General features: G+C 47.6%; 23 protein-coding genes and 1 tRNA gene. 3 read left to right on the top strand and 21 right to left on the bottom strand.

Going from position 1 to position 25,710, the window contains the following annotated elements; translation table 11 throughout:
• Nucleotides 1–37: 37 nt before the first annotated feature.
• On the bottom strand, nt 38–274 hold the full coding sequence (locus HMPREF1152_RS04285) for a hypothetical protein (protein ID WP_009643935.1): 237 nt from the start codon (nt 272–274) through the stop codon (nt 38–40).
• Nucleotides 275–538: 264 nt separating this feature from the next.
• On the opposite strand from HMPREF1152_RS04285, the gene HMPREF1152_RS04280 reads away from it, so the two are divergent.
• Entirely contained in the window at nt 539–2,038 is a 1,500-nt protein-coding gene (locus HMPREF1152_RS04280; protein ID WP_009643917.1) for a phosphoglucomutase, read from the top strand.
• A gap of 370 nt (nt 2,039–2,408) precedes the next feature.
• Here the strand turns inward: HMPREF1152_RS04280 and HMPREF1152_RS04275 are convergent, their stop codons facing one another.
• From HMPREF1152_RS04275 to HMPREF1152_RS04225, 11 genes are all read right to left on the bottom strand, one after another.
• The gene (locus HMPREF1152_RS04275) at nt 2,409–3,098 is read right to left on the bottom strand and encodes a V-type ATP synthase subunit D (RefSeq protein WP_009643932.1); all 690 of its coding nucleotides are present in this window, start codon (nt 3,096–3,098) and stop codon (nt 2,409–2,411) included.
• A 24-nt stretch (nt 3,099–3,122) separates the two neighbouring features.
• The gene (locus HMPREF1152_RS04270) at nt 3,123–4,496 is read right to left on the bottom strand and encodes a V-type ATP synthase subunit B (protein ID WP_009643943.1); all 1,374 of its coding nucleotides are present in this window, start codon (nt 4,494–4,496) and stop codon (nt 3,123–3,125) included.
• Nucleotides 4,489–6,267 carry a V-type ATP synthase subunit A gene (locus HMPREF1152_RS04265; protein ID WP_009643925.1) on the bottom strand — a complete coding sequence of 593 codons (1,779 nt, stop codon included), beginning with the start codon at nt 6,265–6,267 and terminating at the stop codon, nt 4,489–4,491. Before HMPREF1152_RS04265 ends, HMPREF1152_RS04270 begins: the two co-directional genes overlap by 8 nt.
• A gap of 11 nt (nt 6,268–6,278) precedes the next feature.
• Nucleotides 6,279–6,599 (bottom strand): V-type ATP synthase subunit F, encoded by a 321-nt coding sequence (locus HMPREF1152_RS04260; RefSeq protein ID WP_009643929.1) that lies wholly within the window; start codon nt 6,597–6,599, stop codon nt 6,279–6,281.
• Entirely contained in the window at nt 6,592–7,587 is a 996-nt protein-coding gene (locus HMPREF1152_RS04255) for a V-type ATP synthase subunit C (protein ID WP_009643939.1), read from the bottom strand. The genes HMPREF1152_RS04260 and HMPREF1152_RS04255 overlap by 8 nt, the downstream gene beginning before the upstream one ends.
• A gap of 27 nt (nt 7,588–7,614) precedes the next feature.
• A complete protein-coding gene (locus tag HMPREF1152_RS04250; RefSeq protein ID WP_009643913.1) occupies nt 7,615–8,184 on the bottom strand; it encodes a V-type ATP synthase subunit E in 570 nt (189 codons plus the stop codon).
• 46 nt (nt 8,185–8,230) lie between these two features.
• Entirely contained in the window at nt 8,231–8,704 is a 474-nt protein-coding gene (locus HMPREF1152_RS04245) for a V-type ATP synthase subunit K (protein WP_009643949.1), read from the bottom strand.
• Nucleotides 8,704–10,686 (bottom strand): V-type ATP synthase subunit I, encoded by a 1,983-nt coding sequence (locus tag HMPREF1152_RS04240; protein WP_009643914.1) that lies wholly within the window; start codon nt 10,684–10,686, stop codon nt 8,704–8,706. The genes HMPREF1152_RS04245 and HMPREF1152_RS04240 overlap by 1 nt, the downstream gene beginning before the upstream one ends.
• A complete protein-coding gene (locus tag HMPREF1152_RS04235; RefSeq protein ID WP_009643938.1) occupies nt 10,673–10,999 on the bottom strand; it encodes an ATP synthase F0, B subunit domain protein in 327 nt (108 codons plus the stop codon). The genes HMPREF1152_RS04240 and HMPREF1152_RS04235 overlap by 14 nt, the downstream gene beginning before the upstream one ends.
• Nucleotides 11,000–11,200: 201 nt before the next feature.
• Nucleotides 11,201–11,383: a DUF4044 domain-containing protein gene (locus HMPREF1152_RS04230; RefSeq protein ID WP_009643931.1), complete on the bottom strand. Its 183-nt coding sequence runs from the start codon at nt 11,381–11,383 to the stop codon at nt 11,201–11,203.
• Nucleotides 11,384–11,643: 260 nt separating this feature from the next.
• A complete protein-coding gene (locus tag HMPREF1152_RS04225; RefSeq protein WP_009643921.1) occupies nt 11,644–12,540 on the bottom strand; it encodes a LysR family transcriptional regulator in 897 nt (298 codons plus the stop codon).
• 173 nt (nt 12,541–12,713) lie between these two features.
• Here HMPREF1152_RS04225 and HMPREF1152_RS04220 point away from each other — a divergent pair, with 173 nt between their 5' ends.
• Complete coding sequence (locus HMPREF1152_RS04220; protein ID WP_156791958.1) at nt 12,714–13,598, top strand: DMT family transporter; 885 nt, start codon at nt 12,714–12,716, stop codon at nt 13,596–13,598.
• Between the two features lie 185 nt (nt 13,599–13,783).
• Here HMPREF1152_RS04220 and rlmH read toward each other — a convergent pair whose 3' ends face one another.
• The 8 genes from rlmH to HMPREF1152_RS04180 form a co-directional block, all read right to left on the bottom strand.
• On the bottom strand, nt 13,784–14,263 hold the full coding sequence (gene rlmH / locus HMPREF1152_RS04215; protein WP_009643937.1) for a 23S rRNA (pseudouridine(1915)-N(3))-methyltransferase RlmH: 480 nt from the start codon (nt 14,261–14,263) through the stop codon (nt 13,784–13,786).
• A 23-nt stretch (nt 14,264–14,286) separates the two neighbouring features.
• A complete protein-coding gene (locus tag HMPREF1152_RS04210) occupies nt 14,287–15,099 on the bottom strand; it encodes an MBL fold metallo-hydrolase (protein ID WP_009643951.1) in 813 nt (270 codons plus the stop codon).
• A complete protein-coding gene (locus HMPREF1152_RS04205) occupies nt 15,092–18,340 on the bottom strand; it encodes a PD-(D/E)XK nuclease family protein (RefSeq protein WP_198004079.1) in 3,249 nt (1,082 codons plus the stop codon). The genes HMPREF1152_RS04210 and HMPREF1152_RS04205 overlap by 8 nt, the downstream gene beginning before the upstream one ends.
• Before the next feature lie 31 nt (nt 18,341–18,371).
• Nucleotides 18,372–19,013, bottom strand: a complete 642-nt coding sequence (locus HMPREF1152_RS04200; RefSeq protein ID WP_009643940.1) for an HAD family hydrolase — start codon at nt 19,011–19,013, stop codon at nt 18,372–18,374.
• Nucleotides 19,013–20,129, bottom strand: a protein-coding gene (gene prfB / locus HMPREF1152_RS04195; RefSeq protein WP_156791957.1) for a peptide chain release factor 2 whose coding sequence is annotated in 2 segments (ribosomal slippage) — nt 19,013–20,062 and nt 20,064–20,129 — 1,116 coding nt in all. Because the reading frame shifts where the segments join, the coding sequence is not laid out codon by codon here. The genes HMPREF1152_RS04200 and prfB overlap by 1 nt, the downstream gene beginning before the upstream one ends.
• A 30-nt stretch (nt 20,130–20,159) precedes the next feature.
• Nucleotides 20,160–22,973, bottom strand: coding sequence for a preprotein translocase subunit SecA (secA, locus tag HMPREF1152_RS04190; RefSeq protein WP_009643933.1), 2,814 nt, complete (start codon nt 22,971–22,973; stop codon nt 20,160–20,162).
• A gap of 49 nt (nt 22,974–23,022) precedes the next feature.
• On the bottom strand, nt 23,023–24,288 hold the full coding sequence (locus HMPREF1152_RS04185) for a hemolysin family protein (RefSeq protein ID WP_009643915.1): 1,266 nt from the start codon (nt 24,286–24,288) through the stop codon (nt 23,023–23,025).
• Between the two features lie 119 nt (nt 24,289–24,407).
• Complete coding sequence (locus tag HMPREF1152_RS04180) at nt 24,408–24,998, bottom strand: histidine phosphatase family protein (protein ID WP_009643947.1); 591 nt, start codon at nt 24,996–24,998, stop codon at nt 24,408–24,410.
• A 173-nt stretch (nt 24,999–25,171) separates the two neighbouring features.
• On the opposite strand from HMPREF1152_RS04180, the gene HMPREF1152_RS04175 reads away from it, so the two are divergent.
• Nucleotides 25,172–25,247: transfer RNA gene (locus HMPREF1152_RS04175), tRNA-Arg, on the top strand.
• A 216-nt stretch (nt 25,248–25,463) separates the two neighbouring features.
• Here the strand turns inward: HMPREF1152_RS04175 and HMPREF1152_RS09730 are convergent.
• On the bottom strand, nt 25,464–25,710 hold a 247-nt coding region (locus tag HMPREF1152_RS09730; RefSeq protein WP_009643918.1), incomplete at its 5' end, for a hypothetical protein.

Below are 25,710 nucleotides of genomic sequence, written 5' to 3'. Positions count from 1 at the left end.
ATTCTACATTAAGCCCGTTGTAATTTCAACGGTTACATTAAAATTCACCGTTCTGATTCTGCCATATCGCCTTGGCAGCAATGGTCTCCATAACAGCCCAATGCTTGGCAAGCTTGTCGTCAACATTGAAGCGGAAGATGTCGAAAGCTGCCTGCTCGCCGACTCCGGCGAAGCTGTAGACGGTCTGCAGACAAACCTTGTCTCCGGCCTCGAAAGCGCGGATGCTATTGACGGTGGTCTTCACGGGAATAGGAATTACAGAAAAAACAAGCATTAGAAGCAAAAGCCTTCTCTGCGATTTGATAATTAAATTCTCGTGCCTTATGATACTTGAACATAATCCCGGAATGACAGTTGAACATAATCATATTTATTATTCCTATATCACCAAGTTCCCAACCTTTCCGGACAATTATTTTGTATAATATTGATAATATATTTGTACCATAAGGAAATGCATACTCGCGTTGATTTAATTATGTGGTCAATCAAAAGGCAACATTCGGTTTATTTTTTCAATACATAATGGGAGAGAAACATGGGTAAAGAAATATTTAAGCTTCAAAACGGCAGCGACATCCGAGGTATCGCGCTTCCCGGTGTTGAGGGTGAAGAAGTTAATTTGACTCGCTACGATGCGCTGGCAATTGGTGCGTCATTTGCACATTGGCTAGGCTTCAAGACCGGGAAGAATTCGTTTGACCTCAAGATATGCGTCGGCAGAGATCCGCGAATCTCGGGGATCGACCTTGCAGATGCTCTGATGTCCGGCATGGCTTATCTAGGTGTGCAGGTCAGCGATGCAGGGCTTGCATCTACACCGGCGATGTATATGTCGACAATCATGCCGTACTATGAATTTGATGGAGCAATTATAGTCACAGCGAGCCACCTGCCGTTTAACAGGAACGGTTTCAAATTCTTCACCGCTGAAGGTGGTCTCAACAAATCCGACATAAGGGAAGTACTCGAATACGCCGCAAGTGCTCACATACTGCCTTTTGAATACCATGCAGAGAGTGTCAACCTGATGCAGATGTATGCTGCTCACCTGCGCTCAATGATCAGCATGGGAGTCGGAGGAGATCTCAGCAAAATGAAGATTGTGGTAGACGCAGGTAACGGTGCGGGCGGATTCTTTGCAAACAGTGTCCTCGCCCCTCTCGGCGCTGACATCAGCGGCAGTCAGTTCCTCGATCCGGACGGAACTTTCCCGAACCATCAGCCGAATCCGGAGAACAAGGATGCCATGACTTCCATATGCAAGCGGGTTCGCGAGACAGGTGCAGACCTCGGAATAATATTTGACACGGACGTGGATAGAAGCGCAGCCGTATCCTCTGATGGCAAGCCTATCAGCCGCAACGGAATCGTCGCTCTAGCTGCCGCAATCGGTGCGGATGATTATCCCGGTGGCACAGTTGTCACAGACAGCATCACATCCAACGAGCTGCACACTTTCCTGGAGGATAAGCTTGGGCTCAAGCATCTTCGTTTTAAGCGCGGATATCGCAATGTCATTAACAAGGCTATGGAGTTGTCCAAGGAAGGCGAACAGGCATTCCTGGCAATTGAGACTTCCGGACATGCTGCATACTCTGACAACTACTATCTGGATGACGGTGCATTTCTGGCAGTTCAGATTATAATTAACGCGGCTAACCTCAAGAAGGAAGGCAAAGGCATCGAAACCATGATCGCAGATCTCGGAGAACCCGCAGAAGCCGTAGAGATTAGATTTGATCTCACAACTGAAGATTACAGTGAAGTCGGTGATAAGATTCTTGAGGATATGAAGATGTGGGTTGAGCAAACAGATGGACTATCGCCGGAGCAGCCTAACTACGAAGGGGTCAGAGTCAACTTCGACCTTGGTGGTCACAGCGGCTGGTTCCTGCTCAGGAAATCGCTTCACGACCCGGTTATGCCGCTCAACGTCGAGTCGAGTAATGAAGGCGGAATACCGCTTGCACTGGATAAAATTAAAGAATTTATGGAGACGCAGTCAGGAGTCATACTTCAGTCCTGCGATAGATGAATTGCAATTGACTAACTTTATAACACGGTAAGGGTACAATGCATAATATAATTCCACTCACGTCCCCCGTTTGATCGTATCAATAATTTATAAACCAGGATGGAGCACATGACTCCGCCCTGGTTTATAACCTGAAAGTGATAACCAAATTAAGCCGTATATGGGCTCATCGTTAGCAAATGTGCCCAATTCCATTTTTTGCTATAAGCAGTAGTCTTTGAACTTTTCTTTTTGTTCAACAAGAATATTAAAGCCGTCAATATCAACAGCTAAAACTTTACAACCCTCAGATATAGCCTCTTTGGAACCAACAGAAAAGCGGAGTCTCTCGGCTCCGCTCTAACTCTATAGGAATGTAATACCTAAGCTCTTACTCTGCCAGACTGGCGAGCATCTCTTCATCCTTGGCACGCTGCTGCTCAATATTTTCATGCAGTATCATGTCCTTGACCTTCATGAGTCTCGTCTGGTTACCTCTCTCGTTCTCATCAAGCTTCATCTTGATATACTTGATGGTCTCCTGATAGTCAGGTATCTTGACGTACTCAAGGGCGTTAACGCGCCTTCTGGTCTTCTCTATCTCATCGGCTATCAGCATAGCTTCCTTCTCCATTCCGGCAAGCCGAAGCAGTTTAGGAAAGAGTTCCGACAGCTTCTCTATGGATTTATCAAGCTCACCCGACGTAGTTGCGAATCCATAAGGATATACGCTGCCAGTCTGCGTGTTCTCCTGCTCAAAATCAAAGGATGGGACATCGACGCTCATCACGTTCTTCTCAGTAGCTACAAGCTTAACGCTCTGCTTAGGGTACATCAGAGCTTCCTCCAACATTTCCGGTGTCATTACGGCACGCGCAACGGAGAAGCTTCCGTACACATCCTCCAGCATAGGTTCAATCTCTTCGCGAAGAGCCCTGATCTCTCTAGCGAGATCAAGGAAGATACGCATCAGCTCATCTCGCTTATCCTTCATGAGCTTGTGCCCCTTGATAGCCACCTTGAGCTGCCCCTTAAGCTTAGACATGACCATTCTTGTCGGATTAACATTTAATCTTGCCATAAGATCATCCCTTCCTTAACTAAGCTACTTCTGCTCATAGAATTCATCCAGGTACTCATCGTGTACACGCTTGAGCTCAGATCTAGGCATAGTTCTGAGGAGCTCCCAGCCTACATCTAAAGTTTCTTCGATGGATCTGTCCTTCTCGTATCCCTGTGACACGTATTTGTTTTCAAATTCATCTGCAAATTTTGCATATAGCTTATCGACATCGCTGAGTGCAGCTTCTCCGAGGATAGCCATCAGTTCCTTGCACTCCTTACCTCTTGCGTAAAGAGCAAACAGCTGGTTGAGCACATCCGCGTGATCCTTGCGAGTCTTGCCTTCGCCTATCCCCTTATCCTTTAGACGGGACAGCGACGGAAGTACATCAATCGGTGGTGTTATACCCTTTCTGTAGAGGTCTCTGGATAGGATAATCTGTCCCTCGGTGATATATCCTGTAAGGTCGGGAATTGGATGCGTAATATCATCTTCAGGCATTGATACGATAGGAATCATAGTTATAGAACCATCGATGCCCTTCTTCTTACCGGCTCTCTCATACATAGTTGCAAGGTCAGTGTACAGGTATCCCGGGTAGCCGCGACGACCGGGAACCTCCTTACGAGCTGCGGAAACCTCACGGAGAGATTCGCAGTAATTTGTAATATCAGTTATGATAACCAGTACGTGCATATTCTGCTCAAATGCCAGATATTCAGCAGCGGTCAGTGCCATACGAGGTGTCGCGATACGCTCTACAGCCGGGTCATTAGCCAGGTTGAGGAACATTACGGAGCGGTCGATAGCACCGCTCCTCCGGAAGTCAGTCATGAAGAACTCGGCTTCCTCGTAAGTGATACCTACGGCTGCAAATACTACAGCGAACTTGCTGTTAGACCCGCGAACCTTAGCCTGTCTGGCAATCTGTGCTGCAAGGTTAGCGTGTGGCAGTCCCGATCCGGAGAAGAGTGGAAGCTTCTGTCCTCTTACCAGCGTGTTAAGTCCGTCGATTGCGGATACACCAGTCTGAATGAACTCAGATGGGTACTCTCTGGCAGCCGGATTCATAGCGAGTCCGTTGATATCCATGTATCTATCCGGGATAATCTCAGCACCGCCATCGATAGGTCTGCCCATTCCGTCAAATACTCTTCCGAGCATATCGAGAGATACACCGAGCTGGTTGCCGTGACCAAGGAACCTGACCTTACTCTCTTTGAGATTCATTCCTGCGGAATTCTCGAATAGCTGCACGACAGCGTCAGTGCCGTTGAGCTCAAGAACCTTGCAGTGTCTCAGCTCGCCATTTGCGAGCTCAATCTCTCCCAGCTCATCGTAGCCTACGTCTTCTACACCCTTAACAACCATCAAAGGGCCGGCTACCTCAGAAATAGTCTTATATTCTCTAATCATTCAGTTCACCTGCCTTCTTAATGAGCTCATCTACGGATGCATCCAGCTTTTCGGTCAGAGTGCTGTATTCGCTGTCAACCTGATCTTCCTGCAGATACTTGAATCTACCGATATTCTCGCGAAGCGGCATGGATGCAACAGCCTTGAAATCAGCGTGCTCCTGAAGTCCCTTGAGACCTTCATCATAGAAGTGAAGGATTAGGTCGAGCAGCTTGAACTGCTTGTTTGTAGATGTAAATGTGTCAACTTCATGGAATGCATTCTGGTGTAGATAGTCCTCACGAATCATCTTGCAGACCTCAAGCTTGAGCTGATCTTCCTTTGACAGACCGTCTACTCCGACAAGCTGTACGATTTCGTTGAGCTCGTCCTCCTCCTGAAGCAGCTTGAGAGCCTTAGCTCTGTGAACAGGAAAAGCCTTGTCGACATGCTCCGCAAACCACACATTGAGTCTGTCTGAATACAACGAATAGCTGTTCATCCAGTTGATAGCGGGGAAGTGTCTGGCGTGTGCCAGGTTGGCATCCAACCCCCAGAACACCTTGACAATACGCAATGTTGCCTGTGACACAGGCTCGGAAATATCTCCTCCCGGAGGCGATACAGCCCCGATTGCCGAAAGTGCACCGACTCTGCCGTCACTTCCCAGGCACACAACCTTACCGGCTCTCTCGTAGAATTGCGCAAGCCTGGATGCCAGATATGCCGGATATCCTTCCTCGCCGGGCATTTCCTCAAGACGTCCCGACATCTCACGCAGAGCCTCAGCCCATCTGGATGTCGAGTCAGCCATCAACGCTACGGAGTAACCCATATCTCTAAAATACTCGGCAATTGTAATTCCTGTGTATACCGATGCCTCTCTAGCAGCTACCGGCATATCGGATGTATTAGCGATGAGGACAGTTCTGCGCATCAATGACTCGCCTGTCTTAGGGTCAACCAGTTCAGGGAACTCATTGAGTACATCTGTCATCTCGTTACCGCGCTCACCACAGCCGATATAAACTACGATATCCGCGTCTGCCCACTTAGCCAGCTGATGCTGTACAACCGTCTTTCCTGATCCAAAAGGTCCGGGAACAGCCGCTACACCACCCTTTGCGATTGGAAACATCGTATCGATAACTCTCTGTCCGGTGATCAGCGGTTCGTCCGGGGAAAGCTTCTCCTTGTAAGGGCGCTCAACTCTGACCGGCCATCTCTGCAGCATCTTGACTTTTACATCCCTGCCGGATGTGTCCTCGATAACTGCAACAGTCTCATCAACTGTAAAGCTGCCGCTCTCGATGCTCTTAACCTTACCGCTGACCCTGTAAGGTACCATAATCTTTTGTGTTACGGCGATCGTCTCCTTGACTGTACCCAATACATCTCCGGCGGAAACCTCATCGCCGACATTTGCAGCCGGAACGAAATCCCATTTTTTGTCATGGTCTAACGCCGGCTCCGATACACCTCTGGCAATATTGGTGCCTGTCTTCTCGAGTAGAACAGACAGCGGTCTCTGAATTCCGTCGTAAATAGTCTCAATAAGTCCCGGACCGAGCTCTACAGACAACGGAGCCCCTGTTGAAAATACAGGCTCACCCGGCTGTAGTCCAGCAGTTTCCTCATATACCTGAATCGAAGCATTTCCGCCGCGCATCTCGATAATCTCGCCTGTAAGGCCCTGATGTCCGACCTTGACCACGTCGTACATATCTGCATTGCTCATGCCCGAAGCAACTACTAGAGGTCCGGATATCTTAACGATTTTACCTTGTTCCATGATTACCTCCATTATTTATCGCCAAATAGTATATCGGCACCAACAGCCTTCTCAACAGCTCTCTTGACGTTGTTAAGACCCGCGCCATAGCTCCCGTCGCTTCCCGGAATCGGAACGATTGCCGGAATACGCAGGGTTTCATATTTTGCGATTTCATTACCTAATTCTTTGTAATATTTCTCAGTGACATAGATGATTCCATAATCATCCTTCACGATACTATGCAATTTCTCTGCAGCCTCATCCTTGTTTCTGCACGCAAATGCATCCAGACCGAAGACCTTGAAGCCGAGCACACTATCGGCATCACCAATAATACCAATCTTACTCATAAGTCTCCCTCAGCCTTTCTCTTATCAAATCCGGACTCATCTTGGCCAGCTTCCCGGCGAGCACGATGCGGATAGCCTTAATCTCATTCTGTCTGGCGATGAGATACGCAACGAGCGGCTCCAGGCCAAACGTCACGGTCTTGGCTCCTCTGCTGTATTCAACCAGCAGATTATCGCAAATCTTCTCGAGCATCGTGAAATTCCCGCCAGTATCGATTGCCTCTCCGCCGTCGTTTACAGCCTTAGCTATGTCATAAGGAAGGAATCTGTCCGCCGTCTGTTTGAAGTCCTCGTCGTAGCTATCGAGGAACACCTGCATATCCACGGATCCGCCTGAAATAAATACGTTTTCAAAGTACTTCCATGGTTGTCCCATCTTTTTGACTCTAGCAAAAGTCTTGAGATTAATCGTGTCAATCCAAAGTGCTACATAGCCTTCGACGAAATCATTTTTTGACTTCGCTGCCGCCTCACCAATATCAGCGAAGCAATACTTATCACAGACGAAATCAATCATCTGCGGATCATTTGAGCGTGCATGAACTGCTACAGCTTCGTCAAGAGCCCGGATCATATTCTCGGTGAGCAACATGGTATCCCTCTCTCTGACACTCTTGGACATATCGCCTGTGCTGACAGTTCCGCTCTCCATGAGAAGTTCGTCTCTATCTACGCCCAGCGCTTCTGACTTGAGCAGCACCTTGAGATTGTGGTAGTCAGCAGGATAGCAGAATATATCGAGTGCCTTGCTGCTCTTGCTGAGTTCCTTGACTTCAACGAAGAACGAGGCCTCTGCCTGCTTCAATACCTCCTGATAATTTGCTGCTGTCAAAGCGTTGCCTTCAGAACCATAACCAGCATCTTGCAGAATTTTGCATATATCGTCGATATTTTTAGACTCTGTCATATTGCGAAACTGCTCTCCCGAGAGAAGCTTTCTCTCCTGGCTTCTCACATATGAGCTCGCATATACGAAATCAGCTCCCAAAATACGCCTCCTTTCTGGTTACTGCGGTTACTTGAATAAAATTCCGGCAACCTCTGCGGTCAACTCTTCTCTTACACTCGATAATAGCTTCTCAAGTGAAGCATTGTATGAGATATTGCCTCTTCTAAGGATGCACCCGCCTTTGATATCAGCAATTTCATCGCTTAGCTTGAGCGCTGTGCCTTTGAACATGTTCTCAAGGTCAGCGCCGATTCTATCTCTATCTGCTTGATTGAGCAGAACCTCTCCACCCTCCTGCTGGAAGCTGCCAAGCTGTCTGCAGATGAACTTGACATACTCCGCGTTAGGAAGGCAAAGAATCCGCTCCACTGCCGTATCATAGCATTCGTCAATTACCGTCTGTTTGGCAGCGAGCTTCATCTTGCGCGCATCGAGATCCGCAACCGACTGTCTTCTGCTTATTAGAACCTCGGCATCCTTTTCAGCCTCCGCCTCACGTCTCTGTATCAGCCTGTCTGCTTCTGCCTGAGCCGTCTTGAGTGCTTCCGCTTTTACAGCTTCTGCCTCCGCTCTACGATCGTCGGAATAAGCCTGAGCCTCCTTACGGATTCTCTCGGTTATAGACTCTATACTCATTCTTACCGTCCCTTTCTATATATCAGTAACAACGATTTACCGCGATTTAACCAATCCGGATTCCGTTGTACATAAGGAAGGAGATGATGAATGCGAGGATAGCGTATGTCTCAACCATTACCGCGTAGATAATTGCGTTACCCAGTGCTCCATCCTTCTTGGAGATCAGCTGCATGCCGGCTGCAGCGGCTCTGCCCTGTGTAAGGCCGGATACAATGCCTACTACACCGATTGGAATTCCTGCAAATAGGAACGCAAGACCCTGATTGGTTGTCACTGTTGCGAGGTTGCCGCCAAGAATTCCTATCTTAGTGAGAATCAGGATAGCGATAACCATTCCGTAAATTCCCTGCGTGCCGGGAAGAGCCTGTAGTACAAGTGTAGAACCGAAGCTTACCTTGTCTCCGGACATTACACCGTCAGCTGCCTCACCGGCAATACCGACACCAATAGCACTTCCTACGCCTGCGATTGTAGCAATTGCTGCACCCAGTACAGCTAATGTTAGACCTAAACTCATTATTTTGCCTCCTTGATTATATTTATATACTTCGTATCTCTGCTTAGTGGTTCAAACGCCCTGCCTTCACCTTCGTAGAACTTGCCAAAGAACTCTACATATTGAAGTCTGCAGGAGTGAACGAATGCTCCAAGAGCATTGATTCCGAAGTTGAGCGTATGTCCCAGAATTGCGATTACAAGGAACATAACCACGCCGACTATACTTTTGCCTCCCATCGAAGCCAGGAAGTTAAATACCTGTGCGATAGATGTGGAAGCAAGTCCCAGTCCGAGAAGTCTCGAATACGAGAGTATATCGGACAGATTTCCTGTCAACCCGCTGTATATGTCCCAGATTCCCAGTCCCTTGGTAACCCCCTTGTTGACGATGAATGGCAGTAGGATTGCAGCCGCAACACCTACGATAGTCATAATTTTGCCAACCTTCGGAGCTCCCGGAGCGACCCTGGTTCCGAACAGCATAAGAATTATGCCGCTAACGATGAGATACCATGCAAATACATCCTTGCATGCTTCGAGGACCTTACCGTCCCTGATTTGCTGATATGCCTTGATTCCCATGCCGACAAAGAGGTGTATAACACCGAGTCCGCACGAGAACACTAGGAAAATCATCGGTGATTTGGCCGGGTCGAGCCAAAGCGGATTGATGACTACTGTCTTGCCGAAGAACGTCTTAGCAACTACAGGAATGAGATCTCCAAAGAAGCTTCCGAACATTACCCCCCAGAATATACTGGAGATTCCACTGTAGAATAGCACTCTGAGCAGCTTGTACGGTCCGCCCTCGTACAGCTTGTTCTTCTTAATTGCATACACCGACATAACGCATAGGATGATTCCGTAGCCCACATCTCCAAACATGATTCCGAAGAATATGATATAGAAGATTGCGAATATAGATGTCGGATCTATTTCTTTCCAGTTCGGCAACGAGTACATCTCGGTGATGAATTCGATTGGTGCAAAGAACTTTTTGTTCTGCAAGCGCACAGGCACATCATCATTCTCCTCCGGTTCTGTCAGCTCGTACCAGCATGTATACTTTTCCAGCAATTTCTCAACCTTGCCGGAAGCGTATTTCGGTGTCCATCCGTCAAAGGTGAACGTTTCATCTGTAGTCAGAAGCCTGCTCCTGACGTATGCCCTGTCGTGCTCAACTGCCATCATATCGTGGTAGCTCTCGACATCGGTCCTGACATCACTCATGCTCTTGATTCTCTGCTCTAGGGCACCTATCTCCTTATTAGCCTCATCGATCGTCCTATCGGCCTGAGCGAGGTTTTCCTCTACAGTACCTTTTAGATCAGCTATCGGAGCCTGTGTAAAGCCGTGGCGCTTGACTGCATCCATCACCTCATCCTCGTCTGCTTTGAAATACCAAAGCATGACGTACTGCTGCTCCTTATCCTTGTTGATGCTCTCAAATACCGATGAGTGGCCTGCAGCCTCGAGTTCATTGGCAACACCCTCAACATTTGTGTTCAGCGGCATCAATCCGATTCTGATACTTAACGAATCGGTTGACGTCAAATCAATCGGGAGGTCGTAGTTATTCCAGGGCTCCAGCGAAAGCTTGAGTGCTTCAGCGGAGTTCACCTTGGCGTATGAGTCGGTTATCTTGTTGCCGCACGAATTGAGGAAATTCACATTTTCCGCAAAATCATTTTCCTTGCTCTGAATTTCCTTGAACTCCGCTTCGCTCATAACCCTGCGAGCCGGGAACATCGGCTTTTTGCTGCTATCATATCTATCCAGTAGAGATATGGCAGTATCGGCAGCAGAAATCTTCTTATCAAACTCTGCAACTGCAGTCTCATCGCCATCCCGGACAACCAGCTTCTTCCACTCTTCGTCTTGTAGCCTGTCCTCCGGTTTGCTAACCTCGACAACTCCAAGATCCATGAGCTCTCTGAGCAATGTCTGCTTCTCATCGTTCATACCTATGACGGACAACTTGTTCATCTTAACTGTTGCCATAAGTACCCACTACCTTTCCGATGATCGTCTCAGCCGCCCGCGAGAGATTCTCCCTAGCCGCCGACTTAAGCTCTTTACAGGCTGCGGCTTCCAAGTCTATCCTTTCCTGATAGAGCGCTTCAGCCTTGGTCTCAGCTGTCTGCATTGCAGCTCTATAAGTTTCATTGCCCTTTCTGTCAGCCTCTTCAAGCAGCATCTTAGCTTCTCTTTTTCCGTCAGCTATAATCTGAGCTGCAGCCTCTTCAGATTCCTTCCTTATCTGAGCAGCCTGAATCTCAGCTTCTCTAACTTTTTCAATACCTGCTATCGACATAAGCGTATCCTTTCTGCCCTATACGTTTCAACCGCAATTGGCAAAACTGTATAGCACGTAATTTAATTTGAATTATATCACTCATTAAAATCCTTTACAAACTGGAAGCATTAAAAAACAAGGCTTCAGCTTGTCAAAGCCTTGTCACAGAATACAATTCAACTTATTTTCGCCTCTGAAAACTTTATCGAAATAATATATCTAATTTAAAAGAAATATTCCTGCCGTTATGAACGAAAAACCTACCATCAAAGCAATCATGATGATCGCCATAACACGCACCGTTTTATCTCTCCTGCTTTTGTTCGATCTATCCGTTACAAATGAACGTCTCGCGTGAATCTCACCGGACTTTATGTCATTTTTTCTGGCCTTTTTGTTCATCTTTAACTCTCCCGTCTCACGATTTCTATATCACATAATATCTACGTATATTTCTATATGAACGTATATGATAAGTCTACTATTTTTTTATCATGAAAATCAATATTATCTATTGTTTTGTTCTTACATGCACAAAAAAAATAATTGGAACATGCATAAAACCTATACTGAATTAATACTTATGTGATAGCTTCACTAATTTTTATTATTTTTCACAAAATTTATACCATTAACATTGTATCTGGCCTATATTTTTTCTTTTATTTAACATTTTCCATCATTTCCGATATATGTTCAGTAAAAAATGCAGTCGCAAAATCTTTGAATCTCTTCGCCGCCGGGGAGATCTGCCCCGGGTTTGGCGCAGCGATACCGATCGGAACATTGTGATTAGGCGCAAACGGCAGGGCTGTAACATTGCCCTTCCATTGGTTTATAGAGACACCATTTGCACAGGTAACACCAAGCCCCGCCTCAACCATTGCATAGGCCGCATAAGCATCCGAGGTCGTGTACTTAATCTTTGGCACGAAATTGTGTGATGCGAACAGACGTGAGCTGTCGCTTTCAAGTCCCGGATAGAGGTCAATGTAACTATCCTCGGTAATCTGACCGATATCGTACACACCTTTTGCAACAGCCGGATGATCATTTGGAACCCATATATAGAAAGGATCTTCAAAGAGCTGTATCCATTCGCAGTTACCCTCACGGTAGCTTATGAGACAAAAGTCCAGCTCATCGCTCTGTAGCTTCTCCATAAGCGCCGTACTCCTGCCTGATGTCAGGTCAACCTTGATACCCGGGTACTTGACGCAGAACTGCTTAATCAGCTCCATAAATAGCTTGTAATATGTCGAATACGCTGTCGCAACACGTACCTCTCCGGTTATAATCCCTGATATCTCCGCTACCCTCTGCTCCACGTGATTAGCCGCGCTGACGAGTGCTGAAAAATTCGCGAGCAGTCTCTTACATTCATTCGTCGGCGTAATGCCGTTCCTGCTTCTGTTAATCAACCGCATGCCTGTCTCATCCTCAAGAGAAGCCATCATCCTGCTCATGCCTGAAGGAGTGTAGCCGAGTTCAGCTGCTACAGAAGACATATTACCAAGTTCCAGTGCACGAAGAAGTGCTTTTACCTTTTCAGTTTCCATCTATAAAATATCGCTCCTGCTATTAAGCATTAAATAAAGACGTTTAATAGATGTTGATATTTTATCACAACAAATATGATTAATTAGCGATATTCGCAAATTAATATTTTTTTTATAATAATAGAACATCAGATTTACTTTTAGAAAGATTTACATTTAGAGTGGGGGGCGAAGTGAATACAAAAAGGCGAAATCATGCAATGATATTGCTGTTTTCAGTTATTGCACTACGCGCAACGTCGCTGTTATTTGCAACAACAGGTTTGTCATATATGGGACCGCTCACCATGAACGGCTACCGATTCCCGCTTGCTGCCATAATCATGTTGTTTATCTTCCGAAAGGATATGAAGAAGATAGATAAAAGCATATTGATGCACGGTTCTATAATCGGTTTCTTCTTTTTACTGACTATGTCGTTTGAAGTTATCGGACTCAAGATGACCAACTCCTCGACTACGTCATTTCTGGAGAACACAGCAATTATATTCGTACCGTTGGTAGATGCCTTACTGGTAAAAAAAGCACCAAAGATCAGTGTGATCATCAGCGCAATCATTGCACTGATCGGAGTTGGATTCCTTACTCTCAAAGGCGGCCATCTCGGGCTTAGCCTGGGAGAGTTTATATGCATACTCAGCGCACTGGCATACACATGTGCAGTAATTGCCACGGACAGGTTTTCAAAACGAGATGATCCGTTTATGCTCGGGATAATCCAAGTAGCATTTATAGGACTTTCATCCTTCACACTTGCGATGATTGTTGAAGGGCCAGCCTTCCCAACCGCACCTGCAGCCTGGGGCGTTCTGTTCTTTCTGGCAATCGTGTGCACGTGTTTCGGTTTCACACTGCAGCCCGTAGCACAAAGCAGACTATCCGCGTCAATATCCGGCCTGTTTTGTGCCTTTAACCCGCTGATAACAGCGATTCTGGGCTACATATTCCTGGGAGAACGGCTTGGGCCAACCGGCATAATAGGCGGATTATTAATACTCACAAGTATAGTAATTCCGGCTCTTGCTCCTATGTTCTCAAATCACAAGGAATACCATTAAACTCGTTTACGACATTACGAGATATTCCTAAACCTCATAATGTTCGCAAAGTATAAAGTAAAAGTACGAGGAGACCTCTGCTCTTAAGCGGAGGTCTCCTCGTACTTGAATTACTATATATAGTACTTGTAGAGTAGGTAAATGCCGGTTTCACAACATGATATAACCAAACATGACTTATATTCTCATTTGTGATACGTCTCCCCGTTACTAATCTTAAACGCTCTATACACCTGCTCCAGCAGCATCACCCTTGCCAACTGATGCGGGAAGGTGAGCATGGAGAAAGACATCCCATAGTCTGCTCTCCGCTTAACTTTATCTGATAAGCCCAAGCTGCCTCCAATGATAAAATCGATAGTGGATGATCCTGTATCAAATATTCTCTGCAGCTTTCCGGACAGCTCCACAGAGTCAAGCTGCTGTCCTTCTACTGCCATCGCTATCACATAGTCGTTATCCTTGATTCTACTAAGGATCTTCTCTCCCTCGCGCGTGAGCACATTGGTCTCGTCCGCAGGCGATGGGTTTGCAGGAAGCTTGCTTTCCTTGAGCTCGACTATCTCAATATCGGCATAACTGCCGATGCGTTTACTGTACTCGGCGACTGCCGCAGTCCAATATTTCTCCTTGAGCTTCCCTATACATATGATTCGTATCTTCATATCTCTCCCTCTGCCTATGCCTATTAAAGCACTGTAAGGCTGTCCTTCGCAGCAACCTTGATCGTAAAGTCGCTACCTTGACAGAGCTCATTCTCATCCAAAATATTACGGACCGTCAGCAACGCGGTATCAGGAGTATTGTTGTGAGAGCTGAGATGAGCCAGCATAATACGCTGATCGCTATCCGAGCGTCCCACACACTTGCGTGCCAACAGAGCCCTGGCGATAGTGATGCCGCTTGCGACGTTGGACAGATGTCCATATTCTCCCAGTATCCTGCGTTTGAGAGAATACGGATAATCTCCCATCTGAAGGATGCTTTCCTCGTGGTTAGCTTCCAGCACCAGTGTATTTGCGTGCTTAACCTCTTCATCTATCTCGTCTGTAACAACTCCTGTATCCGTCGCTACCGAGAGCTGTTCACCTTCCTCCATGAAGCTGAATCCGAGCGGTTCAGCAGCATCGTGCGATAGAGCGAAAGCCTTGATACTTAGGTCTCCAATCCTTACCACATCCTGGGCAGACATGTATTCGAGCTGCTCAGCTCGTATGTGTTCAAATTTATCGCAGCTGCCGGCTGTGCCTCGAGACGTGTACACCTTGGCTCCTGCGCATGCCTTGGCAATTGCCCTGATGCTCTTGACGTGATCCACGTGCTCGTGAGTCACAAATATGCCTTGGATATCATCTGAGGTCAGGTTACATTCAGCCAGACCCTCCTTGATACGCTTGGCTGTAAGTCCCACGTCGAGCAGCAGCCTCGTCTTGCCATTTGAAACTATATACGCATTACCGGAGCTGCTGCTGCCGATAGATGCAATCCTCAATTTACCCATCTACTTCCCTATACCTGTTACCTTTGTATGTTATATCGAATCTGCATATTGAGTTGTATTTGCAGTACTTACACTCTCCCTTGATATCAGCTGCAGCCTTCGTCTTGGTTGGCGAAATACTGACATCACCGGATATGATCCGCTTGCTGATATCGTATATTGACCGGCTCACGTCTGCCTCAATACTCTCAAAGGTTGCTCTTGAGATGATAAATTTTTTGACGCCCAGCATAGATTCCGGCATTTCGTCCAGTATATGCGCTTCGTCCACACAAAGTCCGTTTAGAGCCATCCCCTTGTTCATCTCATTGCTAACAGTGTCAGCAACATCGCCGTCATTACCCATCTGAACCGACAAATCCTTGATGTTGTAGTAGAACACGCCCGCGGGTCTCCTGTCATCGGACTTAGCACCCTGCATGTATACCATCAGCTGCATCTTATAACCGCAGCGCATCTGCTCTATGTTAACCTTATCTCCGCCGGTTTTGTAATCGATGACGCGCATATCTCCACCTTCAAATACATCGACTCTGTCAATTTTGCCCTCTATAAACACCTTGTGATTATCTATCGTCAGCTCAATCGGGTCAAATATCCTGCCTCTTCTGAATTCTTCCTCAAAATAGGACTTCTCGACCTTACCTTGTCTCATCTGTTCTGCCAGATTGTCAGCTACGCGCGCGCAGACCCGTGCAACTCTATCGAGCCTGTACTGTTCTCGTCCATCCGCTACGAACAATCCGTCCCTATAGTCGGCAGCAATCTCTTTGAGTTTTTCCTGTACCAGCCGGTTGATTTCAGCCTCGCTGATGGTCCCCCAGAGATTCTCAGCTTCAAGCTCCTCGGAGACCCTCATTATACACTCATGATATATATCACCTATCTCTCGTGACGACCCTCTAAACTCACGCTCCTCACGAGGTCTTAGTCCGTAAGACACAAAATGTTTAAAAGGACAGTGATTGAAGGTCTCAATCCTTGTCGGCGAGAAAGAAAACTCACCGTTAGATCCGGCAAAGAGCCGTCCTGCCATTCTCGCTGAAATTGGCTCTGCCGCGTTGTCCTCTCGCGCCGCCTTCATAGCTATGCCAAGTACCTGTGGATTATTGCACTTATACCACGAGATTATCGAATCTGTAATCATTTTGACCTGTCCGGCATCGGATATCTGCTCCTGCGACCGGCGTCCCTTGAGATAGTTGAGCAGATGGCGCATTGCTGTCTTGGGATTGTTTACCACGCTCATCTCGAGTCCGTTCGATACGACATCCTTGTGAAGCTTCAGCTGCGGTAATGCTGATCGCAGTGTATCAACCAACGATGACGGCTTGCAGTCCTGCCCCTCCGAGTCGGATAGCGCCCAGCTTACATACAGCCTCTCGGACGGCTTGGAGATGAGCCTGTACATGGCTACGTTTTCTTCGGTCATCTTGATCTCGTCGAGGTGTCCTATAGGAAAATCATGCTCCTTGAAAAATGCCATCTCATCTACGGAAAAAAGTCCTTCCGGCGATGGCTCCATCGGCAACACTCCCTCGTTAGCTGCCAGAACTATCATAGCCTTGAGCGGTCTCGGTCTGGTTCTGATCATCGACCCCATAGTGATTCCATCGAGAGCGGGAGGGATGACTCCGATATCGATGGATTCAAGGCCCTTCCTGTAGAGCTGCATCAGCTCTGCAAAGCTGTTATTGTCAAAAATCTCATCGCCGAGAATCGTCGACAGCTGCTCGAGAATCTTGACACAGGCTTCATAGCTCTGAGCTGTATTCTGCGCTTCCTCATTATATCCTTCGAAAGCCTGCCTCTCAGCTGCTCGCGTGAGTCTGGCCGGCAGCTGCCATTCCTCCTCCAGCAGCTTAATCAAGCCGTCCACGAATTCACTCACAGTTCCGGAAGCCTCGACTATGTTCTGCAGCTTGAGCACCTGCTCCATGATAAAGCTTCTGGTTGATTCAAGCTGATTGAACTCGCTGTCAGTATAATCAAAGTGCCCGTACTTGAACTTTTTCGTCCACATGCTGCCACGAATCCTGTAGTTGCGGACATAGTTCTCGAGATGCTCTACTGCTTCCCTCTCTACGTTCGTCAGCTCAGTCTTGAGCAATACAAACAGCGCAGAGGTTCTATAGTTGAACAGCACGAATTCCATCAGACTGACTATGAAGCGAGCCGCCATCGAGTCGGTGATAGTGCGTCTCGAATCGACAAACAGAGGAATACCGTACTCATCAAAGGTCCGCCTGATGATCGGCTGCCTTGCCGAATCATCGTTGCAGATAACCGCTATATCGCTCATCCTATAGTCTTTATCTCTTATGAGCTCGTATATGTAAGACACTGCGCTCTCTGCCTCATAGAACGGATTGGCGCATTCAACCAGCTTGATTTCATCGTTAATCTCTTCTGTATCCGGTACATTCCCAATGCCTGCATCATTAGAGCCTGACACCGTCCTGAACAGATTCCGCTCCAGATAATCCAGCGTTGATCTCGAAGACTCTCTGTACCGGTCCGCTACGGACGCACGGGACACTGCAACACCCGCGTCACCTGCTTTTGCAGTAAGTGCGTCACCTAGACTGACATCCAGCCCGAAGTCGCTGACATTGAGCATAAGATTGACTTCCACCCGCTTGGCCATCTCAATTAAGGCATCCATGTACTTGGGGGCTAGACTGTCAAATCCATAGACCCACACTGTATGGTCTCGCAGTAGCTCCGACTCCCCGATAGCCGCGACGTACATCGAGCTGTAGTCCTCGGAGTCTATGTAGTTTCCCGTGAGCTCAGTCTCGTATTCCTCGATTATAATTCTCAGCTCACACAGCTTACGTGATAGGATCTCGCCGGAATCATTCGCGGCGATCATAGCCTCCAGATCGGACAGCGTGCAGTCCTGCTGCTTGAAATCAGCGATAAAGTCGTTGACCATGTCTATGAACCCATTTTGGTCCGCCGCAGACTTGAATACCTCAAGCTCGTCACGATGAGACTTGATGATCTTGTAGAGCAGCATGTGACGGCCGTAGCGGTCGAGTATCTCTATGTTCTCCTTGCCTTGCTCAGCCAGCGCGCGTTGACCCAGCCTGCTGAGAGATAGAATCTCAATATCAAGAAGGCAGGCACTCTCCGTATATTTGAGTGCCTGCTCCTCAGCGACAAGCGTGTACTGGTTGGGCACCAGCACATACGCCTTGCCGTGTATATTCTCGTATATGAATCTCTCCTTGTTCATGCACTCGCGTGCCATAAATAGGTTAAGCATGCTATCCCTCGATTATCTCAAACAAATCCCCGGGTTGATAGATCCTATATGTAGGCTCAAGACCTCTCAGTGAGGTTCGGCCACAGCTCCTGCCCCAGCCGACGAGGATGCTGTCCACTCCGGCGTTGACGCAGCAGCCTATGTCAAATCTCGTGTCGCCGAGCATTATCGACTCGTCCCTGCCAACACCGAGCTTATCCATCGCTGTCAACAAGGGTGTAGGATCAGGCTTTGGGGAAGTCACATCGTCCGCAGTGACAATAACATCAAACTTATCCTTGATACCCATCTCGCCTAAATACTGCATCGTGGTATTGCCGAGCCTGGACGTTACGATTGACAGCTTGTAGCGGTGCTCCTTCAGTTCGCCGAGCAGCTCGCGGATGCCCGGATATAATCTGTAGGCTCCTGCGCTGTGCTTCTGCTGATAGCTGCGGTAAACCTGCATAACCTCCTCCGCATTCTCCTCCGGAAAAAGCTCCTGCACTGTATTCGCAACTGTCTCGCCAAATGTAGAGAGTATCAGCTTTTCAGTAGTTTCTTCGCCCCTGAACCGACGAAATACCGCCTGCCAGGAGTCGATAATCAGCTGGTCAGTATCGAGAACTGTGCCATCAAAATCGAACACTATGTGCTTCTTCACTAGCTACTCCTCTCCTTTGCTTCCTGAGACAGCTTGGCTCTGATAAAGTCATCGAGAACGCCATCCATGACCGCACTCACATTTCCGACCTCCGTGCCGGTGCGGTGATCCTTGACCATAGTATACGGCTGGAACACATAGGATCTAATCTGTGCACCCCATGTTACCTGACTCATGTCTCCCTTGAGCTCATCGAGGCTCTCCTTGTGCTGCTGCTCAGCGAGCTGCTGCAGCTTCGAAGCGAGAATCTTCATAGCCATCTCTTTGTTATATAGCTGAGATCTCTCGTTTTGGCATGTTACAACGATGTTGGTTGGGAGATGTGTGATTCGAATGGCCGAATCAGTGGTATTTACGTGCTGTCCGCCCGCACCGGAGCTCCTGTAGGTATCTATCTTGAGGTCATTAGGGGCAATGTTGACTTCGATGCTGTCGCCCATATCCGGCAGCACCTCCACTGCCGCGAAGGATGTCTGTCTCTTGCCGGCAGAATTGAAAGGTGAAATGCGGACTAATCTATGCACGCCCGCCTCGCTGCGCAGATAGCCGTATGCATTGATGCCGCTTATCACTATGGTGCAGCTCTTGATACCGGCCAGCGTATCGTTCTGCAAATCCACCACGTCCGTCTTAAAGCCATGTTGATCGCAGTATCTGAGATACATCCTCATCAGCATCTCTGCCCAGTCCATGGCATCTACCCCGCCTGTGCCGGCGTGGATGCTGAGGATTGCGTTCTTTTCATCATACTTGCCGGTCAACAGTCTGCTTAGCTCAAGAGCCTCCATTTCCTCGTGGAGTCTCCTGAAGGTTCTTATGATGTCCTTAGCCTCTGAGTAGTCGTCGTATTCGTCTGCCAGCTCAATCATATCGGCTACATCCTGAAAGCCCTGCCTCAGTCCGTTGTACTGCTCGAGTTCGTTTTCGAGATGCTTTTTGTGCTTCATGAGTTTCTGAGCTTCGTCGGGAGAATCCCAGAAACCGGGGCGCAGCATCTCCTGCTCCATGTCATCAATCTTAGTCGCTAATCCGGCAGGGTCAAAGATAATCTCCTACCTCTGCGAGCTTGCTCAGCTCCTCGGGTAAAGTCTGCTTTATCTCATCTAGCTCAATCATCGTAATCTCCTATGATATGTGTTAACCATCCTACTTAAATTTGCCGCAGCAATTCTTATACTTCTTGCCTGAGCCGCATGGGCACGGATCATTCCTGCCAATCTTAGGCTCTGTGCGGTGAACAGGCACCTGAACCTGCTCTCCGTTGGTCTGATACTGCTGACCATTTCCACGAGCAGCTGCAAGCTCCTCGTCATGATATTCTTCCTTACTCTCCACCTCGCCAATCGAAACTGCACGACGCTCCGTACGTGTCTCGACACTGACGTTGAAGCAATATTTTACAGTCTCCTCGCGGATATCTGCAATCATCTCTCCGAACATGTCGAAGCCTTCCTTAGCGTAAGCAACAGCAGGGTCCTGCTGTCCATAGCCGCGAAGCCCGATACCGTTCTTGAGCTGCTCCATAGCATCGATGTGATCCATCCAGCGATTGTCAACGACTCTCAGCATAATCATGCGTTCAACCTCACGCATATGCTCAATACCGACCTCAACTTCCTTCTCTTCGTAAATCTGCTCGAATACCCTGTTGATATCCTCTCGCAGCTGCTCCTCGTCGAGTTCTCTTTGCTCCTCCTCTGTATAATTCAGCCTGTCTCTAAATGCGGGGGTTATCTGCTCGCAGCCCTCGTATATATCGTCCATATCCCAGTCCTCGGAGAATCTCGAATTCATAGTGACCGGTGCGATGATGGCATTTACAAGCTCATCCACCATTCCCATGATATAATCTCGGAGATTCTCTCCATCGAGTACCATCTTGCGCTGCTCGTATATCTGCGATCTCTGTCTGTTCATGACGTCGTCGTACTGGAGAACGTATTTACGAATACCGAAGTTCTTGCCCTCGATCTTCTTCTGGGCATTTTCAATTGATCTCGACAGCACCTTGGCCTCAATAGCCTCGTCGTCACCAAGTCCGACACTCTGTACAATTCTCTGCATTCTCTCCCCGCCGAACAGTCTCATCAGATCATCCTCAAGCGAAATGAAGAATTGTGTCTCACCGGGATCACCCTGACGTCCGGAACGTCCTCGGAGCTGATTATCGATACGTCTCGACTCATGTCTTTCAGTACCGATGATGCAGAGTCCTCCGAGCTGCCTGACTTCCTCCTGCTCTTCCTTACGTTCCGCAGCAAAGGACTCAAGCAGCTCATGATACTTGCTTCGAGCTGAGTTAAGCTCATCGTCGGTTGACTTCTCAAAGCCTGTCGCAAAAGCAATCTGCTCAGGCGTATACTCGAGCTTCTTCATCTCCTGTCTGGCTTCAAAGTCAGCATTACCACCGAGAATAATATCGGTACCACGACCGGCCATGTTGGTAGCGATTGTTACGGCGCCCTTACGACCTGCCTCCGCAACAATCTCGGCTTCCTTCTCATGGTGCTTAGCGTTCAGAACGCTGTGCTTGATGCCCCTCTTCTTGAGCATATCGCTGATCAGCTCGGATATCTCGATTGAGATAGTACCTACGAGCACCGGCTGACCGGTGGCGTTAGCCTCGGCAACTCTATCAACAATGGCTTTGTATTTGCCGGGTTGATGAGCATATACCGCATCGTCCAGATCCTGTCTGGCGATTGGCTTGTTGGTTGGGATGACAACTACATCCATATTGTAGATGTCTCTAAATTCGTCTTCCTCTGTCTTGGCTGTACCCGTCATACCGGATAGCTTGTTGTACATACGGAAGTAGTTCTGCAGGGTGATAGTTGCGAGAGTCTTGGACTCAGACCTTACGGACACACCTTCCTTAGCCTCGATAGCCTGATGTAAGCCGTTTGAGAACCGTCTGCCGTACATCAGACGACCGGTGAATTCATCGACGATCAGAATCTCTCCGTCTTTGACTATGTAGTCCACATCCCTCTTCATCAGGTAGTTAGCATGCAAAGCCTGATTGACATAGTGGTTGAGCTCCATGTTGTCAGGATCGGAGAAGTTTTCGATACCGAAATAAGTCTCTGCCGCCTTAACTCCGGTCTCGTTGAGCGCAACCTGTTTATCCTTCTCGTCGACTGTGTAATCGCCGTGAATTCCGTTCTCACCGTCCTCCTCTTCACTCGTAGTATCTCGAACCAGAGTATGAACAAAGGTATTTGCAGTCCTGTACATGTCGCTGGAATCGACACCCTTACCTGAAATAATCAGAGGTGTACGAGCCTCATCAATCAGGATAGAGTCGACCTCGTCGACGATAGCGAAATTAAGCTCGCGCTGTGTAAGTTCTTCCTCATATGTAACCATGTTGTCACGCAGATAATCGAAGCCGAACTCGTTGTTGGTTCCATAAGTGATGTCAGCCTGATACGCATCCTTGCGATCATCTCCCTTGAGCGAATTGATAACGCAGCCGACAGTCAGCCCTAAGAATGTATATAGCTTACCCATCCAGTCCGCGTCACGCTTAGCCAGGTAGTCGTTAACTGTAACTACATGCACACCTTTGCCTGTCAAGGTGTTGAGATATGCAGCCAGCGTAGCTACCAGAGTTTTACCTTCACCTGTCTTCATCTCAGCGATTCTACCCTGGTGAAGGACCACACCGCCGATGAGCTGTACTCTGAAATGCTTCATGCCGAGACTTCTAACTGCACCCTCACGGCATACGGCGAATGCCTCCGGCAATATGTCGTCGACGGTCTCAAACGGACCTTCCTCGCCTTCCTCTCTTATCGTGCCAAGACGCTTCTTGAACTCGATGGTCTTGGCACGCAGCTCATCGTCGGACAGCGACTGCATCTGCTCATCGTACGATTCAATTACGTCTACTATTTTCTCAATCTTCTTGACCTCACGCTTGTTGAGGTCTCCAAAAATCTTTTCTGCTAAACCCATTTACATGCTCCCTTCATTGAATGCTCTCATGTATTGAATTACTTCTCTATCAGTTGTCATCCTCGTCTTCTTCAGGTCTGTCTTCAACGCGGATATGCAATCTAAGCGCCCTCTTAGAGTCAGCTCTGGTGATCCTGACCTGAAACACCTTGTGCTTGGAGGTGTATTCAAACTGATCTCCAACCTTAGGTATGCGGTCCAGCTCAATCATTGCCCAGCCGTTGACTGTGGTGGCATCGATATCGATATCCTCGCCCTGAAGCTCAAAGAACTTCTCGACGTTGGCTCCACCTGCTACCGAATAGGATCCATCTATGAGATCAGTGACCTCTCTCATCTCAATAGTATCGTGCTCATCGTAAATCTTGCCGACAAGCTCCTCAATGATATCCTCCATAGTTACCAGCCCCGTCGTACCGCCGTACTCATCGACGATTATCGCCATGTGCGTAGCCTTGGCCTGCATCTTCTTGAGCAGTATCGATGCTTTGATTGACTCGGCAACGTATGCCACAGGCTTGATGTACAGGTTGACACTCTTGCCTTCTCCAACCACGTAGTTGTGAAAATCCTTCTGATTGAGGATACCGATTATGTTGTCCAGATCGTCCTCAAACACCGGCAGCCTCGAAAGACCCGTGCTCTTGAACGTCTTGCCGATTTCCTCAACAGGAGTGCCCAGCTCTATCGCGATGATATCGATACGAGGTGTTATGATGTCTATCGCCTCAAGGTCTTCAAATTCAATCGCGTTTGTGATCAGCTCACTCTGTGACTCACCGATGTTGCCGCCAGTCTTAGCCTCCTCGACTATCGTCTTGAGCTCATCCTCTGTATAGCCCTGTTCGGACGATACCTTAAACAGCTTGTCCACGAACTTCTTCCATATTCCAAATATCCGGTTGAGCGGAGCAAATGCTATCATCAAAGCCTTTACAATCGGCGCTGCAAATAACGCAAGCCCCTCCGCCTTGTCTTTTGCTATGTTCTTGGGCGAAATCTCACCAAATATCAGAACCAGTATAGTAACAACGATTGTCGCAACAGTTGCGCCATAGCTGCCATATAGCTTTATAAAGAATACCGTCGCGATAGACGTTGTGGCGATATTTGCAATATTGTTGCCAATCAGAATGGTAGTGAGGAACTTATCAAAGTTTTCCGTTATCTCAAGTACCAGCTCAGCGTTGGTAACATCGTCGCTCGCCATATTCTTAATTTTGATTTTACTTACCGATGTAAATGCCGTCTCTGTCGCCGAGAAAAAGCCCGACAGCAGAAGCAGCAATATCATACTTATTATATAAGGTGTCATCGAGTCAGTGTCATTCTCCTATATTATGGTATATCCGATTAATTATACTATATAATGATGCCTTTTAAGGTGATGAAACAAAGAAAACAACCCCTCTGCAAAGCAGGGGAGTTCGGTATCTATCCGATTTTTCTATACTTGACAGGTGTGTCATTTTCGAATGCAATCGCATACCCCCCGGCAGGATTAGGTGTCCACTGCCAAGGCTTATCCTTGACGCCCGGGAACATCATAGCCATGCAGGTAAATATAACCGCACCGTGCAGCACGCCGATAACATCCGAACGCACCACATCACTTTTGAGCATATCGAGACCGCGAGCCACACGCTCTATAAACCCATCGTTGGTCTCTCCCTCCGGGAAATCCATATAAGGCTTTTCTCCGTCCAACCAAGCCCTCGCTTCAGCATTCTCTCTAATCTCATCGATAGTCTTCATTTCAAATATGCCTACTCCAATCTCCTTGAGATCCGGGATAGTATCGTGTGAACGGTCTCCAAATATCAGTTCGAAGGTCTGCTCTGTTCTGAGCATCCCCGAGGTGTACAGCTTAGCTCCATCCGGGCTGGGATATACACCATGCCCACGCAAAGCCTTGACCTGTTGCACGCCCTGCTCTACCAGCGGTAGATCAGTGCTGCCGTAGAACAGGTCTTTGATTGTGCCCTCTGTATCTCCATGTCTGATCAGGTATAATGTGTTACCCATCTCCAATTCCTCTTATTGACTTAAATATCACTATTACGATAGGCTATAATCGTTCACAATTGTCGCATATTATATCATTTTCTGCTATAATATTCTACATGTTTGTGTACCCCGTCTAAGCGTGAACAAAATGATTAATTAATAAAAACAATCCGCATTGCTGCGGATTTTACGCGCCCGTAGCTCAGGGGATAGAGTAGTTCACTCCGAATGAAAAGGTCAGCGGTTCGAATCCGCTCGGGCGCACCAGCTAAAAGCACTGGAAATCGTTGAAATTGCAGTGCTTTTATTTTTTCGTTTTGAATTTGTTTTGAAACTGTCTAAAACGACGCAGGAAGGTGATTGATTTCACCTTCCTGCGTCGTTTTTAACCTGCAATCTCACATCTTTAGAACCTATATCCGAATATAAGGCATCCTGTAAGTTTTACAGTTTCACCCTACACCTTGCTCGAAGGTCCAAGATTTATTTGATTACTCGCTTTTTTTTGCGTCTAGCCTCGACTACGAACAACAGTATCATAATCAACACAGCAAATATGCCGATTCCACCATACAATTTCAAGTCTAAGCTATCACCGGTCTTAACTTTTTCGATTTTTTTAGAGCCTTTGTTATCTTTGTCAGCCGGTTTCACATACGTATTTGTTACAGTCAGCTTATCAGCGCTGTAGCTTGCTTTGTAGTTTTCAGGTACATTTTGCTCCTTTGCA

The sequence above is a fragment of the Mogibacterium sp. CM50 genome, from assembly GCF_000293155.1.
GTDB lineage: Bacteria > Bacillota > Clostridia > Peptostreptococcales > Anaerovoracaceae > Mogibacterium > Mogibacterium timidum.
Note: the sequence above shows the minus strand (reverse complement) of the source record. Positions and strands in the feature narration are given on the sequence as shown.

What these genes read in the sequence shown, in the direction of transcription:
- HMPREF1152_RS04285 (WP_009643935.1), bottom strand. Translation starts at nt 274, where the DNA reads ATGCTTGTTTTTTCTGTAATTCCTATTCCCGTGAAGACCACCGTCAAT.
- HMPREF1152_RS04280 (WP_009643917.1), top strand. Translation starts at nt 539, where the DNA reads ATGGGTAAAGAAATATTTAAGCTTCAAAACGGCAGCGACATCCGAGGT.
- HMPREF1152_RS04275 (WP_009643932.1), bottom strand. Translation starts at nt 3,098, where the DNA reads ATGGCAAGATTAAATGTTAATCCGACAAGAATGGTCATGTCTAAGCTT.
- HMPREF1152_RS04270 (WP_009643943.1), bottom strand. Translation starts at nt 4,496, where the DNA reads ATGATTAGAGAATATAAGACTATTTCTGAGGTAGCCGGCCCTTTGATG.
- HMPREF1152_RS04265 (WP_009643925.1), bottom strand. Translation starts at nt 6,267, where the DNA reads ATGGAACAAGGTAAAATCGTTAAGATATCCGGACCTCTAGTAGTTGCT.
- HMPREF1152_RS04260 (WP_009643929.1), bottom strand. Translation starts at nt 6,599, where the DNA reads ATGAGTAAGATTGGTATTATTGGTGATGCCGATAGTGTGCTCGGCTTC.
- HMPREF1152_RS04250 (WP_009643913.1), bottom strand. Translation starts at nt 8,184, where the DNA reads ATGAGTATAGAGTCTATAACCGAGAGAATCCGTAAGGAGGCTCAGGCT.
- HMPREF1152_RS04245 (WP_009643949.1), bottom strand. Translation starts at nt 8,704, where the DNA reads ATGAGTTTAGGTCTAACATTAGCTGTACTGGGTGCAGCAATTGCTACA.
- HMPREF1152_RS04240 (WP_009643914.1), bottom strand. Translation starts at nt 10,686, where the DNA reads ATGGCAACAGTTAAGATGAACAAGTTGTCCGTCATAGGTATGAACGAT.
- HMPREF1152_RS04235 (WP_009643938.1), bottom strand. Translation starts at nt 10,999, where the DNA reads ATGTCGATAGCAGGTATTGAAAAAGTTAGAGAAGCTGAGATTCAGGCT.
- HMPREF1152_RS04230 (WP_009643931.1), bottom strand. Translation starts at nt 11,383, where the DNA reads ATGAACAAAAAGGCCAGAAAAAATGACATAAAGTCCGGTGAGATTCAC.
- HMPREF1152_RS04225 (WP_009643921.1), bottom strand. Translation starts at nt 12,540, where the DNA reads ATGGAAACTGAAAAGGTAAAAGCACTTCTTCGTGCACTGGAACTTGGT.
- rlmH (WP_009643937.1), bottom strand. Translation starts at nt 14,263, where the DNA reads ATGAAGATACGAATCATATGTATAGGGAAGCTCAAGGAGAAATATTGG.
- HMPREF1152_RS04210 (WP_009643951.1), bottom strand. Translation starts at nt 15,099, where the DNA reads ATGGGTAAATTGAGGATTGCATCTATCGGCAGCAGCAGCTCCGGTAAT.
- HMPREF1152_RS04205 (WP_198004079.1), bottom strand. Translation starts at nt 18,340, where the DNA reads ATGAACAAGGAGAGATTCATATACGAGAATATACACGGCAAGGCGTAT.
- secA (WP_009643933.1), bottom strand. Translation starts at nt 22,973, where the DNA reads ATGGGTTTAGCAGAAAAGATTTTTGGAGACCTCAACAAGCGTGAGGTC.
- HMPREF1152_RS04185 (WP_009643915.1), bottom strand. Translation starts at nt 24,288, where the DNA reads ATGACACCTTATATAATAAGTATGATATTGCTGCTTCTGCTGTCGGGC.
- HMPREF1152_RS04180 (WP_009643947.1), bottom strand. Translation starts at nt 24,998, where the DNA reads ATGGGTAACACATTATACCTGATCAGACATGGAGATACAGAGGGCACA.